Below are 14,056 nucleotides of genomic sequence, written 5' to 3'. Positions count from 1 at the left end.
TAAACCTGCCGTCGGCCGGTCGGCCGGCGCGACGCCCGTCAGGCCTCGACGATCTCCGCCACCGGGCCGTCGGCCACGATCCGCCCGCCCGAGAGCCGGATCGCGCGGGTGCACCACTTGCGCACGATGCTCATGTTGTGCGTGGCCAGCACCAGGATGTCGGCGCCTTCCACCAGCTGCGCCAGGCGCTCGTTCGCGCGCTCGATGAAGTCCGCATCGCCGGCCAGGAACCACTCGTCCATCAGCAGGATCTCGGGTTCCATCAGCGTCGCGGCCGCGAAGGCGAGCCGCACCGACATCCCGGCCGAATAGGTGCGGATCGGCACGTCCAGGAACTCGCCGAGGCCGCTGAACCGACCGGCCTCCTCGGCCAGCTTCTCGCAGTCGCGCTCCGACATGCCGAGGAACAGGCCGCGCAGCATGATGTTCTCGCGCCCGGTCGCCTCCGCGTCCATGCCGGCGCCGGGGTCGATCAGCGAACCGATGCTGCCATTCACCTCGAGCCGGCCCGCGACGGGTTCGTAGATGCCCGCCAGCGTGCGCAGCAGCGTGGTCTTGCCGGCGCCGTTGTTGCCGACCAGCGCCACGCGCTCGCCGGGCTCGATGCGGAAACTCAGGTCGCGCAGCGCCGCCACCACGATGCGGTGGCTCTCATCCTCCTTCAGCCGGATCGGCGAGCGCGCGAGCAGCCGCTTCTTCAGCGACCGTGCGCCCACATGATACAGCGGGAACTCGATCGAGATCCCCTCGGCCTGGATCAGCGGCATCGGCGGCGGCTCACACCCAGAAGGCGATGCGCGCGCGGAAGCGCACGAAGAACACGAAGGCCAGCGCGCAGGCCGCCGCGGTGTAGGCCAGCGCCGCCAGCCAGACGAGCCAGGACGCCCCGCCTTCCACCAGCGGTCCGCGCACCGTCTCCATCAGCACGAAGAAGGGGTTCAGCGGCAGCCACACCTGCCGCTCGCCCAGCAGTTCCGGCTTCCAGATCACCGGCGTCATGAAGAAGGCGAGCTGCATCACGCTGGCGACGATCTGCTGGATGTCGCGGAAGCGCGCGCAGACCATGCCGAGGAAGATGCCGCCGGCGAAGGCGTTGAGGAACAGCAGCGCCAGGCCGGGGAGCGCCAGCAGCGCCTCCCATCCCGGCACCACGCCGAAGATCAGGAACACCACCGCGATCAGCGGCAGGCTGTGCGCCGCGACGATCACGTTGCGCAGGACGAAGCGCAGGACATGCACGGTGTAGGGCAGCGGCACCTGCCGGATCACGCCTTCCGACATGATCAGGCTGTTGCCCGCATCGTTGATGATCTGGCCGAGCGTGTTCCAGACCAGCAGGCTCACCGCCAGGTAGGGCAGGTATTCGGCCAGCGGCAGCTTGAAGAGCGTGGAGTAGAGCAGCCCGATCCCGGCCACCATCACCGCGGTCGAGACCGTCAGCCAGAACGGCCCGATCACCGAGCCGCGATAGCGGTTGCGGATGTCGAGCTGCGCGAGCGCCAGCGCCAGCCGCCACCTGGCCAAGCCGCCGGTGATGTCCTGCAGGGCGCGCTCCGTGCGGCGCGGGTCCGCGGCGTCGCGCACATAGCGGGGCGATGCCAGGGGCATGTTGGGGGACCGCATGGCGCGCCTCATACCCCGCCCGACGCCGGCCCGCCAGCGACCCGGCTAATCGCGGGCCGCGGGGATCCGGTCGAGATCGGCCAGCCAAGCCGCCGCCGAGGCATCGCTCGGCGCCCGCCAGTCCCCGCGCGGCGACAGCGAGCCCCCGGAACTGACCTTCGGCCCGTTGGGCAGGGCCGAGCGCTTGAACTGGCTGGTGGCGAAGAAGCGGCGGACGAAGACCCGGAGCCATTTCGCGATGACCGGCAGGTCGTAGGCCACGAGCTTGTCCGGCGGCGTGTGCGGCGGCCAGGCGCCGGCGGCGGCGTCGCGCCAGGCGTGCCAGGCCAGGAAGGCGACCTTGGAGGGCCGGAAGCCGAACCGCGTCGTGTAGTACAGGGTGAAGTCCTGCAGCGCGTAGGGGCCGACGAAGTCCTCGGTCCGCTGCGCCGGCTGGCCATCGCCCTCGCCCGGAACGAGCTCGGGCGAGATCTCGGTCGCCAGGATGTCGAGCAGCACCGGCTTCGCCGCCGCGCCGAAGGCCCCGCTCTCCGCCACCCAGCGGATCAGGTGCTGGATCAGCGTCTTCGGGACGCTGGCATTGACGTTGTAGTGCGACATGTGGTCGCCGACGCCATAGGTCGCCCAGCCCAGCGCCAGCTCGGACAGGTCGCCGGTGCCCAGCACCAGCGCGTCGTGGTGGTTGGCCAGGCGGAACAGCAGCGAGGTGCGCGCGCCGGCCTGCACGTTCTCGAAGGTGACGTCGTGCACCGGCCGGCCTTCGGCGAAGGGATGGCCGATGTCGCGCAGCATCTGCAGGCAGGCGGGCGTCATGTCGATCTCGGCGGCGGAGACGCCGAGCGCCTTCATCAGCGCCCAGGCGTTCGACTTGGTGCGCGCGGTCGTCGCGAAGGCCGGCAGGGTGTAGGCCAGGATGCTGCTGCGCGGCAGGCCGAGCGTGTCGCAGGCATGCGCCGCGACCAGCAATGCCTGCGTCGAATCGAGCCCGCCCGAGACGCCGATCACCAGCCGCTTGATGCCCGTGGATTCCAGCCGCTGCCGCAGCCCGTAGGACTGGATGTTGTACGCCTCGTAGCAGAGCTCCGAGAGCCGCGCGTCGTCATCCGGCACGAAGGGGAAGCGCCCGATCGCGCGCCGCAGGCCGAGGTCGCTGACGGTGTCCGGCGCCAGCGCGAAGGGGATCACGCGGAAGGGACGCGCGGGCGGGTTGAAGTCCGCGGCGTCGCCGAAGCTCGTCTGGCGCAGTCGCTCCTGCTGCAGCCGCTCGAGGTCGATATCCGCCAGGATCGGTGCCGCGTCGCGCGCGAAGCGCGGCGCCTCGGCCAGCAGCGCGCCGTTCTCGTAGATCATCGCCTGGCCGTCCCAGGCGAGGTCGGTGCTGGATTCGCCGTTGCCGGCGGCCGAGTAGAGATAGGCGGCGATGCAGCGCGCCGAATGCACCTGGCACAGCGCATGGCGATAGGCCGACTTGCCGACCGTGACGTTGCTGGCCGAGAGGTTCAGCAGCACCGTCGCGCCGGCGAGCGCCGCGGCGGTGGAAGGCGGCACCGGCGCCCAGACATCCTCGCAGATCTCCACATGGATCGTCAGGTCGGGCAGGTCGGTGGCGCGCAGCAGGATGTCGGTGCCGAAGGGCGCTTCCTGCCCGGCGAGGTGCAGCACGGGCGGCACCGCGCCGAGGCCGGTGGCGAAGTGCCGCTTCTCGTAGAACTCGCGGTAGCCCGGCAGGTAGGATTTCGGCCAGGCCGCCAGCAGCCGGCCGCGATGGATCGCGAGCGCGGTGTTGAACAGCCGACCGCCCACGCGCACCGGCGCGCCGACGAACAGCACCGGCGCGAGGTCGCGCGATTCCGCCAGCAGCCGCCCGACCGCCTGCTCCACGGCGTCCAGCAGGGCCGATTGCTGCAGCAGGTCGTCGATGGCGTAGGCCGAGAGGCCGAGCTCCGGGAACAGCACCAGCGACGCGCCCTCGGCCGCCGCGCCGCGCGCCATGGCGAGGGTTTCGGCCACGTTGAAGGCGGGATCGGCCACGCGCAGCCGCGGCGCGACGGCGGCGGCGCGGATGAAGCCATGCGCATGGAGGTTGTGGAAGGCGGTCACGGCAGCGGCACCTCTGGCCCCGGCGATACAGCAAGCGCGCCCTTGCCACAAATCGCCTCAGCGTCGTGAAGGCTGCGGCCTCAGGAGCGGCGCAAGCCGATCGCCGTCACCCCGACGCCGATCACCCGCCGATCCTGCCCGGCTCCGATGGCGTGGGGCGCCACCGCACGGCTGTCCTCGATGATGAGGCGCAGGCTGCCGAGGCGGGTCGCCGCGGCGCCGAAGGGCAGCACGATCTCCTGCGGCTGGCCGTCCTGGAAGGCGATTTCCCGGGGTGCCTCGCCGGCGATCGTGAAGATGACCGCCGGCTGGCCGGGGCCGGCTGCGAAACGCTGGACACGGAGAAGCAGCGCGCCGCCGGCGCCGTCCCAGTCCTCCGGCAGGGGCAGGAGCATGGTCGCCCGCGACCCGGCCCATGCGCCCCAGGGCTCCAGGCTGTGAAAGCCGCTTTCCAGCCACGCCACGTTCTCCGCCCGGCCCGCCAGGGGGTGGAGCACGCCGGGCGGCGCCGGAAGGCGCGGTGGCGCGGCGGTCTCGAAGACCCAGGGTGCGCCGGGGCCTGCCCAGGCCAGGTTGCGGAAATCGACCCCGCAGGCGCGGCCCTGCAGGCCATGCGCCAACAGATAGGCTTGCAGCCGGGCCGGGTAGTCGGGCCGGTTCGGCGCACCGAAGTCCCAGCCTGGCGGGTTGAAGGTCGAAAAGCCGTTGGCCGTGCGCAGCCCTGCCGTCGCGGCAAGCACCATCGCATCCACGTTGTGACTGTAGAGTTCCTCGATCAGGTTCCTGGCCAGACCCATGCGGGGCACGGTCGCCACGAACAGCGCGCATCCGGCCGGCGGCGGCGTCAGGGCCTCGAGCCGGCGCAGCTCCGCTGCGCGGCGCATCCCGGTATCGGGAATGGAGGTCCACTGCTCGGCCAGCATCAGCACGGCGGCGAGCAGCGCCGCCGCGCGCCATCGCGCCTGCCAAAGGGCCGCCAAGGGCAGCGCCGCGACGATGACGGCAAGCGGCGCGAGCACCACGATAACCCGCGAGATCTCACGGACGGCGCCGGCGCCCGGCACTTTCTGGAAGGTCGCCGGCCACGCCCAGGCGCGGCCGCCGAAATCGACGGTGGCGAGCACCAGGATGGCCGCCGCGATCAGGAAGGCGAGCGCGAAGCGCAGCGCGGGATTCGCGCGCCGGCGCCAGAGCAGCGGCATCGCCACCAGGATCGCAAGCGCGGTGAGGAGCGGAATGCCCCGCGCCGGAAAGCGCGTGCGGAGTGAGACGCCCGTCGCGTCGCGGTCGAGCCAGGGGCTCAGCCAGCCCCAGACGATGTTGCCCGGCCCGGCATCCACCATGGACAGCGGCCCGAGCGCGAAGACGCGCGCCGCCCGCATGTCATGGCCGCCGGTCTGCGCCAGCAGCGGCAGGTAGAGCCAGAGCGCCGGCAGGAGCGCCACGCCGAGCACGAGGCAGGGAACGGCCAGCAGGACCCAGGGACGCGGCCTGCCGAACAGCGCCCGGAACTCGGACCGCGGCATGCCGACCGCGAAGATGGCGGCGGCGAGCAGGACGGCGAGGCCGACGATCCAGAAGACGTAGAAGGCCGTCAGCATGAGGACGCCGCCGAACACGCCTGCCGCCGCCGAAAGCCAGAGGAAGCGAGCCCGCGCGCCGGCGAGGAAGGCCATGGCCAGCGCATGAAGGACGGCGCACCAGAGAACGCCTGGTCCGACGGCGTAGAGCTGGATGTGGATGGCGCCTGCCTGGAGCAACCCGGGGCTGAGCACGCTGACCGCCGCACCAAGGCTCGCCCAGGCCGGCGACAGGGACAACATGCGCCGGCCGAGCAGGTAGGCGCCACCGAAGCCCATCGCGCCGAAAACCGGCGGGACCAGTTCCACCGCCAGCAGGGGATCCGCCCCCGCCAGCCGGAACAGATGCGCCACCAGCCCGAACAGCAGGTAGCCGTCGTTGTAGCCGAGCGTCCGCGGGACAGGGTGGAACCACTCGACATCGTGCCAGGACGACAGTCCCGCCATCACGTTGTGCCAGTGCGAGATGAGCGCGACGGCGATCAGGCCGTCGTGCTGGTCTCCTGTCATGGCCTGGAAGCCGGAGAGCAGGAGATCGCGGTGCGCGATGGCCGTGGCGCCGCCGAGCGCGACCGTCAGAACAAGGCCGAGGGCCTGAGCCCCGGACCCCCTCGGGTCCGGGCGCATTGCGGGTCCGGGCATCTCAGCCCTGGCGCGGCAACACCGCCACCAGCGCCTCGCAGACGCGGTCGATATCGGAATCGGTCAGCCCCGGATAGCTCGGCAGGCTGATGCCGCGCGCCGCGATGTCCTCGGCGACCGGCAGGTGCAGGTCGGGCCGCGCGTGATGCGGCATGTGGTGCGCGCAATAGAAGACGGGCCGCGTCTCGATCCGCGCACGCGCCAGCCGCTCCATCACCGCATCGCGGTCCGCGCCCGGCGGCAGCAGCAGGCTCACGAGCCATTCCGAGCCGTCCGCCTCCGGCCGCGGCTGCTGGAAGACGACGGGGTGCGCGGCGAGGTTCGCGCGGTAGCGCGCCGCGATCGCCTTCTTGCGCGCCAGGATGGCCGGCAGGCGCTCGATCTGGCCGAGCCCGATCGCGGCGGCCAGGTTCGTCATGCGGTAGTTGAAGCCCATCGCCACATGCCAGTAGCGACGCTCGGGGTCCATGCCCTGGCCCTTCGCGATGCGCAGCTTGCGCAGCATGGCCGCGTCGCGCGCCATCACCATGCCGCCTTCGCCGGTGGTGACCGTCTTGTTGCCGAAGAAGCTGAAGGTGGCGACGTCGCTGAAGCTGCCGACATGCCGCCCGTTCCAGGTGCTGCCCAGCGCCTCGGCGCAGTCCTCCACGACGGCCAGGCCGTGCCGGGCGGCGACGGCCGTCAGCCGGTCCATGTCGCAGACGGCGCCGTAGAGATGCACCGGCATGATCGCGCGGGTGCGCGGCGTGATGCGCCGCTCCACCTCGTCGGGGTCGAGCAGCCAGTCCGCCGCCGTGCAATCCGCGAAGACGGGCACGCCGCCGGCCTGCACGATGGTGTTCACCGAGGCGATGTAGGTGAAGCTCGGCACGATCACCTCGTCGCCGGGCGCGAGGTCGAGGCAGTGCAGTGCCAGGTGCAGCGCGACGGTGCCGTTGCTGACCGCGGTCACGTGCGGGGTGCCGACCACGGCGCCGAACGCCGCCTCGAACCGGTCGAGGAAGGCGCCGCGTGAGGAGATCCAGGTGCTGTCGAACGCTTCCAGCAGATAGCGCCGCTCGTTCCCGGACAGATCCGGATCGTAGACGGGCAGGAAGGGCGCCGTGTCCGCCTGCCGCGGCTTGGACAATTCATTCATCCCACGGGATCCTCGTTTCCGCCCGCAAGCCTGCATGCCGACCCGACCACCGGTTCAATCGCCCCCGCGGTCAGGTCCGGATTCGTTGCCGGCATTGTGCTCGCCGGCCGGTCAGCGGGCAATCGGCGCCGTCCCCAGCGGACGGGCGGGCGCACCGCCCAGGACGGCGCCCTCCGGCACATCCGCCACCACGGCCGACCCGGCGCCGACGACCGAATCGGCGCCGATCCGGATGCCTGGTCGCACCGCGCTGCCCACGCCGACAAGCGCCCGGTCGCCGACCCGGACGTTGCCGGCGAGGGCGCATCCCGGAGCGACATGGGCGGCGACGCCGAGCAGGTTGTCATGGTCCACCACCGCGCCACTGTTGAGGATGCTGAAATCGCGCAACACGGTTTCGGTCCCGACGATCGCGCCCGCCATGATCGCCACCCCCGCCCCGATCTGCGCGGTCGGCGAGACCACGGCGGAGGGATGCTGGGCCACCGGTATAACAAATCCGTGTGCGGCGAGCACGGCGCCGAGCCGCTGGCGCAGGGCGTTGCTGCCGATGGCCACGAAAGCGGCAGTCACGCCGTCCCGGCGCAGGCGCGGCAGATCCTCGTCGCCACCGATCACCGGCAGGCCAAGCACCGACTCCCCGGATCGCCCGGCATCGAGCAGACCCGCAATTCGCCAGCCTCCCATCGCGCGGAACACCTCGACGACGACCTTGGCGTGACCGCCGGCCCCCACGATCACGAGGTCCATCGCCATGGTTCTCGGCACTCCCCTCGCTGCCCCGGGCGGCCGCAGCCCCGCGGAAAAATGATCCGGGTCTCGCCGCGACCCCGGGTTTGTTGTTGAGGTACAATGGATATAAGGGCGCCGGCGCACGGCGTCGGCCGCACGGAGTAGCTCCTGTCTCCATGACGATCTGGTTCGACGTCGAAGACCTCTTCGAATACGCGCGCGCCGTTGCCCGGCCCAGCGGTATCCAACGCCTGTCGTACGAAATCTATGCCGCGATCCAGTCCACCGACGCGGAGCGGGTCGGTTTCCTGCGCCACGATCCCCTGGGCGGAACCATGCGCGTGGTGGACTGGAGCGAGGTGCAGGCGATCTACCGCAGCATGACGCATGGCGTGCCGGCGCAATCCGGAACGCCGGCGGAACAGGGCGAGATGCCGCTCCTGCAGGGCAGGGCGGCGCGCATCCCGCTGGTCGGGGATGCCATGCGGCTGGCGGCCAGCCGCCTGCCGCCCGAGGTGCGCCGGCCGCTCGGCGAGGCGGCACGCGCGCAGATCGCCGCCTTCCGCGGCGCGGGGCGCTTCGCTGCGGCGCTGCCCGGCGTGGTGGCGGCATCGCGCCGCCGCGGCGCCGCTTCCCAGCCCCGCGTGCCTGCCGATGCCGCAGCGGCCGGCACGGAGCCGGCCGCCGCGCCGTCGCTCGGCCTCGACATCCGGGAGGTGGCGCAGCCCGGCGACGTGCTCGCCGCCCTCGGCTCGCCCTGGTCCAGCCAGGGGTATCCGGCCCTGGTCGCAAGGCTGAAGGCGCAGACGGGCATGCGGTTCGCGCTGCTGGTCTACGACCTGATCCCGGTCGTCCGGCCCGAATTCTGCGACCGCGGCCTGGTGATGCTGTTCTCGTCCTTCATCCTGGGCTGCCTGCCGCTCGCCGACGAGCTGATGACCATCTCCCGCGCGAGTGCCGCCGACCTCGAGGCGTGGTCGGCGAAGATCGGCGTCGCGCTGGCGGCAACGCCGCGCCCCATCCCGATCGGCACGGGCTTTTCCACCGAGACGGAAAGCCGGCCATTGCCGGACGGCCTCGCGCCCGGCGGCTATGCGCTGTTCGTCTCGACGGTCGAGGCGCGGAAGAACCACCTGCTCGCCTTCCGCGCCTGGCGCCGGCTGCTCGACGAGATGCCGGCAGAACGGGTGCCGCAGCTCGTCTTCGCCGGCCGCATCGGCTGGATGGTGGCGGACATGATGCAGCAGATCCGCAACTGCCAGAATCTCGGCGGCAAGCTCACCATCGTCGAGAACCCGGATGACGGGACGCTGGCGGCGCTCTATCGCGGCGCGCGATTCACCCTCTTTCCCTCGCTCTACGAAGGCTGGGGCCTGCCGGTCTCGGAAAGCCTGGCCTTCGGGAAGGTGTGCCTTGCCTCCGGCACCACGTCGGTGCCGGAAGCGGGCGGGCGGTTCTGCCTCTATCACGACCCCGACAGCGTGACGGACGCGGTCGCGCTCTATCGCCGCGCCATCGAGGAGCCCGGCCTGATCGCCGGCCTCGAGGCGGAGATCGCCGCGGGCTACCGCCCGACGTCATGGGGCGTGACGGCGACCGCGATCCTGGACCAGCTGGCACGCCGGTGAGCCCGACCGTGGCACCGCCCGGGCCGAAGATCTGGTTCGACGTGCAGGATCTGCTCGACTACGTCCACATCGCCAGCCGGCCGAGCGGCATCCAGCGCGTCTGCCTTGAACTCTATGCCGCTCTCGACGCCGCCGCACCGGACCGCGTCGGCTTCCTCCGCCACGATCCCGTCGCCGGCACGATGCGGGCGATGTCCTGGGCCGAGGTGTCGGCGCATTGCGCGCCGCTGCGCCCGGCGCCGTCCGAACCGGACATCCCGGACAGCGACCCCGCGGCCGCCGAGCCGCAAGGCGAGCCCGCCCCCGCCCCGGCGCCGGGGCGGGCGCGGCAGGCGCTGCGCTGGCTGGCCTGGCGGCTTCCCGTCGAACTCCGCTACCCGGTGGGCGAGGCGGTCTATGGCCAGCTCGCCGCCTTCCGCGCCTTCGGGCGGGCTGTGCGGGCAGCGCTGCCGGGCAAGGCGCAAGCGTCCGCCTCCGCCGCCGCGCTGAAGGGCCTGCCCGACATCCGGGAAGTGGGCCGCGCGGGCGATGTGGTGGCGGCCTTCGGATCGCCCTGGGGACATCCGGACTATGTCGGCCTGCTGGATCGCTGCGCGCGCCCCGTCGGCATGCGGTTTGCGATGCTGGTCCATGACCTCATCCCGCTGGTCCGGCCCGAATTCTACGAGGCGCAGAGCGGCGCGCTGTTCGGCGCCTTCATGCGCCGCTGCCTGCCGCAGGCCGACCTGCTGCTGACCATGTCGCAGGCCACCGCGCGCGACGTGACGGGCTGGACGGCGGCGCAAGGCCTGCCGCTGCGCACTCCGCCGCGCGTCCTGCCCGTCGGCATCGGCTTCGGCCACCCGCCGCCGGCGACGCTGCCGGAGGGGCTGGCGGACGGCAGCTATGTGCTGCTGGTCGGCACGATGGAGGCGCGGAAGAACCACCTCCTCGCCTTCCGGGCCTGGCGGCACCTGCAGGAGGCCCTTCCGGCGAGGCAGGTGCCGCACCTGGTCTTCGCCGGCCGCGTCGGCTGGATGGTGAGCGACCTGCTGCAGCAGATCCGCAATTCGGACCATCTCTCGGGCAAGCTGGTGCTGGTCGAGGATGCCGACGATGCGACCCTGGCCGCGCTCTATCGGGGCGCGCGGTTCACGCTGTTTCCCTCGCTCTACGAAGGCTGGGGGCTGCCGGTGACCGAGAGCCTGTCCTTCGGCCGGGTCTGCGTGGCCTCCAGCGCCACCTCCCTGCCCGAGGCTGGCGGCGACTATTGCCTCTACCACGATCCGGACAGCGTCACCGACGCGGTGCGCGTCTATCGCCGCGCCATCGAGGAACCCGAACTGATCGCGGGGCTGGAAGCCCGCATCGCCGCCGAGTACCGGCCCACGCCGTGGTCGGCCACCGCGGCGGCGGTGCGGGCGGGGGGGGGGGGGGGGGGGGGGGCCCCGGGCGGCCCGCCCGACGATCCATGCCGGGCTGCAGGTGGTCGCGGTGCTCTGGCTGCTCTGGCTCGCCTGGAAGATCGCGACGGCGCCGCCGCCGGGCGAGGGGCCGGCGCGGCCGCCGATGAACTTCGTGCAGGCGGCGCTGTTCCAATGGGTGAACCCGAAGGCCTGGATGATCGCCGGCGCCGCGATCGCCGGATACACGACGCCGGGCGAGGCGCTGCTGCCGCAGGTGCTGACCATCGCCCTGGTCTTCGGCGCCATCTCCATGCCCTGCCTGCTGGTCTGGGCGGGGCTCGGCGCCGGGGCGCGGCGCGTGCTCCGGGATGCGCGCAGCCTGCGGCGCTTCAACATGGCCATGGGCGTGCTGCTGGCGCTGAGCGTCCTGCCGCTGCTGCGCTGATCCTGGACAGGGCGGGCGCCGCGCCCTAATCCGCGGCAGCCAGGAGACCCGATGATGGACATGCACAGCGCCGCCGACCCGCATGCCGAGATCCGCGCCGAGGTGCGCAAGCTCTGCGCGCGGTTCCCCGGCGAATACTGGCGGGAGCTCGACAGCCGCCGCGGCTACCCGACCGAATTCGTGACCGCGCTGACCGAGGCCGGCTGGCTCGCCGCGCTGATCCCGGAGGAGTTCGGCGGCGCGGGCCTGCCGCTTTCCGGCGCCGCGGCGATCCTGGAGGAGATCCAGGCCACGGGCTGCAACGGCGCGGCCTGCCACGCGCAGATGTACATCATGGGCACGATCCTGCGGCACGGCTCGCCGGAGCAGAAGCAGGCGTACCTGCCGGCGATCGCGGCCGGCGAGCTGCGCCTGCAGGCCTTCGGCGTGACCGAGCCGACCAGCGGCACCGATACCACCGCGCTGCGCACCACCGCGCGCCGCGAGGGCGACAAATACATCGTCAACGGCCAGAAGATCTGGACCAGCCGCGCGGAGCATTCCGACCTGATGCTGCTGCTGGCGCGCACCACGCCGCGCGACCAGGTGGCCAAGAAGACCGAGGGGCTTTCGACCTTCATCGTGGACATGCGCCAGGCGCTGGGCAACGGCCTGACGATCCGCCCGATCCGCACGATGATGAACCACAATTCCTGCGAGGTCTTCTTCGACAACATGGAAGTGCCGGCCGCGAACCTGGTCGGGCAGGAGGGCAAGGGCTTCCGCTACATCCTCGACGGCATGAACGCCGAGCGCCTGCTGATCGCGGCGGAGTGCATCGGCGACGCCAAGTGGTTCATCGAGAAGGCGCGCACCTACGCGAAGGAGCGCGTGCTGTTCGGCAAGCCGATCGGCGCGAACCAGGGCGTGCAGTTCCCCATCGCCAAGGCCTATGCGCAGATGCGCGCCGCCGAGGCGATCGTGAAGCAGGGTTTGGCGAAGTTCGAGGCGGGCCAGAACTGCGGCGAGGAAGCCAACATGGGCAAGATGCTCGCCGCGGAAGCGAGTTGGGCCGCCGGCGAGGCTTGCGTCAACACCCATGGCGGCTTCGGCTTCGCCGAGGAATACGACATCGAGCGCAAGTTCCGCGAGACGCGGCTCTACCAGGTGGCGCCGATCAGCACGAACCTGATCCTGAGCTACATCGGCGAGCACGTGCTTGGGATGCCGCGGAGCTACTGAGCTTCGAGGGCGCGCCGGTGGCGGATGTAGTCGGGGCCGCAGGAGAGCTTCCGGGCCAGCGGCGAGTCGGGTGCGACGACGCGCCAGAAGGGCGCCGCGTCCGCCGCCTGCTCCAATGCGCGTTCCGCGACGATGCGCAGGAAGATCGCCGTGGAGGTCGGGCAGGTCGCGTCGGCGCCATGCTCGCGCGCCAACTCGGACCGCAGCGTCGCGATGTCCTGCACCGTGCCGGGTGGCAGCGCGCGGATGCGCGCATCCAGCAGGGGCGGGTCGGCGATGAACAGGCGCTGGCCCGGCTTGAGCCCGGCATAGGGCTTCTCCAGCACGGCGACATGCGGCGGCTTCGCGCCACGATACTTTTGGTCCCAGCTTTTCGGCATCGCTCGGTCCGTTGCGACAGCGGTGGCGGAGGTGGCGCGGCATCGGTCGCGGGGCAAGGGAGGACCACTTGACCGGAGTTGCGGAATGCACGGCGCGGCCGCTCGCCGGCCTTCTCGTCGTCTCGATGGAGCAGGCGGTCGCGGCGCCGACCTGCTCCCAGAAGCTGTGCGATGCCGGTGCGCGGGTCATCAAGATCGAGCGCCGGGAGGGCGATTTCGCGCGCGGCTACGACACCGCGGCCGCCGGACAGTCCAGCTATTTCGTCTGGCTGAACCGCGGCAAGGAAAGCATCGCCCTCGACATCAAGGATCCTGGCGACAAGGCGCTGCTGGCGCGGATGATCGCGAAGGCCGATGTGTTCATCCAGAACCTTGCCCCCGGCGCGCTGGCCCGCGCGGGGTTCGGCAGCGCCGAGTTGCGGCAACGGCATCCGCGCCTGATCACGGTGGACATCTCCGGCTATGGCGAGGAGGGCGAATACGCCCGGATGAAGGCCTATGACCTGCTGGTCCAGGCCGAATCCGGGCTGGCCTCCATCACCGGGCATCCGGCCGGGCCGGGGCGGGTCGGGGTCTCGGTGGTGGACATCGCCTGCGGCATGAACGCCCATGCCGCGGTGCTGGAGGCGCTGATCGCACGCGGGATCACGGGGCAGGGGGCGGGCATCGCCGTCAGCCTGTTCGACGCCATGGCGGATTGGATGAACGTGCCGCTGCTGTTCTTCGAGGGCACCGGCCGCGCGCCGGAGCGGGTCGGCCTGGCGCATCCGTCAATCTGCCCGTACGGCGCCTTCGCCTGCGCCGACGGGGCGCTGGTGCTGATCTCGATCCAGAACGAGCGCGAATGGGCCGGCTTCTGCGCCGGTGTGCTGGGCGAGCCGGACCTGCCGGCGCGCGAAGGCTGGCGCAGCAACATGGAGCGGGTCGAGAACCGGAATCTGGTTGACGCGCATGTCGGCGCCGCCTTCGCCCGGCTGAGCCGGGAGGAGGCGGCGGCGCGGCTGGATGCCTCGGGCACCGCCTATGGGTTCGTCAACGGGGTGGCCGAACTGGCCCGCCACCCGGCGCTGCGGCGCCTGCAGGTGCCGACCCCGGGCGGCCAGGTGAGCCTCGCCGCCCCCCCCCCCCCCGGCGCCCGCGCCGCGCGCGGGGGCGGGGGCCGGGCCCCCCCCGGGCCGCGCC

Annotated in this window: 11 protein-coding genes; 4 read left to right on the top strand and 7 right to left on the bottom strand. The window is 71.8% G+C overall.

The genetic code is table 11. The features are described from left to right. Positions 1–38 precede the first annotated feature (38 nt). From AC1MIR_RS08645 to AC1MIR_RS08620, 6 genes are all read right to left on the bottom strand, one after another. On the bottom strand, positions 39–767 hold the full coding sequence (locus tag AC1MIR_RS08645) for an ABC transporter ATP-binding protein (protein WP_480027774.1): 729 nt from the start codon (positions 765–767) through the stop codon (positions 39–41). A 10-nt stretch (positions 768–777) separates the two neighbouring features. Continuing rightward, positions 778–1,623: an ABC transporter permease gene (locus AC1MIR_RS08640; protein WP_480027773.1), complete on the bottom strand. Its 846-nt coding sequence runs from the start codon at positions 1,621–1,623 to the stop codon at positions 778–780. A gap of 45 nt (positions 1,624–1,668) precedes the next feature. Continuing rightward, complete coding sequence (locus AC1MIR_RS08635) at positions 1,669–3,723, bottom strand: NAD(+) synthase (RefSeq protein WP_480027772.1); 2,055 nt, start codon at positions 3,721–3,723, stop codon at positions 1,669–1,671. An 80-nt stretch (positions 3,724–3,803) separates the two neighbouring features. Further along, entirely contained in the window at positions 3,804–5,813 is a 2,010-nt protein-coding gene (locus AC1MIR_RS08630) for a hypothetical protein (protein ID WP_480027771.1), read from the bottom strand. A 133-nt stretch (positions 5,814–5,946) separates the two neighbouring features. Then, the gene (locus AC1MIR_RS08625) at positions 5,947–7,083 is read right to left on the bottom strand and encodes a DegT/DnrJ/EryC1/StrS family aminotransferase (protein ID WP_480027770.1); all 1,137 of its coding nucleotides are present in this window, start codon (positions 7,081–7,083) and stop codon (positions 5,947–5,949) included. A gap of 111 nt (positions 7,084–7,194) precedes the next feature. Continuing rightward, on the bottom strand, positions 7,195–7,833 hold the full coding sequence (locus AC1MIR_RS08620; RefSeq protein ID WP_480027769.1) for an acetyltransferase: 639 nt from the start codon (positions 7,831–7,833) through the stop codon (positions 7,195–7,197). A 158-nt stretch (positions 7,834–7,991) separates the two neighbouring features. Between AC1MIR_RS08620 and AC1MIR_RS08615 the strand changes: the two genes are divergently transcribed. The 3 genes from AC1MIR_RS08615 to AC1MIR_RS08605 are packed head-to-tail and all read left to right on the top strand — an operon-like array spanning position 7,992 to position 12,494. Continuing rightward, positions 7,992–9,443: a glycosyltransferase family 4 protein gene (locus AC1MIR_RS08615; protein ID WP_480027768.1), complete on the top strand. Its 1,452-nt coding sequence runs from the start codon at positions 7,992–7,994 to the stop codon at positions 9,441–9,443. An 8-nt stretch (positions 9,444–9,451) separates the two neighbouring features. Further along, complete coding sequence (locus AC1MIR_RS08610) at positions 9,452–11,302, top strand: glycosyltransferase family 4 protein (protein WP_480027767.1); 1,851 nt, start codon at positions 9,452–9,454, stop codon at positions 11,300–11,302. A 22-nt stretch (positions 11,303–11,324) separates the two neighbouring features. Continuing rightward, positions 11,325–12,494 (top strand): acyl-CoA dehydrogenase family protein, encoded by a 1,170-nt coding sequence (locus tag AC1MIR_RS08605; protein WP_480027766.1) that lies wholly within the window; start codon positions 11,325–11,327, stop codon positions 12,492–12,494. Here the strand turns inward: AC1MIR_RS08605 and AC1MIR_RS08600 are convergent. Beyond that, on the bottom strand, positions 12,488–12,874 hold the full coding sequence (locus tag AC1MIR_RS08600) for a hypothetical protein (protein ID WP_480027765.1): 387 nt from the start codon (positions 12,872–12,874) through the stop codon (positions 12,488–12,490). The two genes, AC1MIR_RS08605 and AC1MIR_RS08600, sit on opposite strands and share 7 nt — an antisense overlap. Before the next feature lie 68 nt (positions 12,875–12,942). Here AC1MIR_RS08600 and AC1MIR_RS08595 point away from each other — a divergent pair. After that, positions 12,943–14,056, top strand: a 1,114-nt coding sequence (locus AC1MIR_RS08595) for a CaiB/BaiF CoA transferase family protein (RefSeq protein ID WP_480027764.1), incomplete at its 3' end; no start/stop codon positions are given.

It is taken from the genome of Falsiroseomonas sp. RANM36 (assembly GCF_056682175.1).
This window is presented reverse-complemented; position numbering and strand designations above follow the sequence as displayed.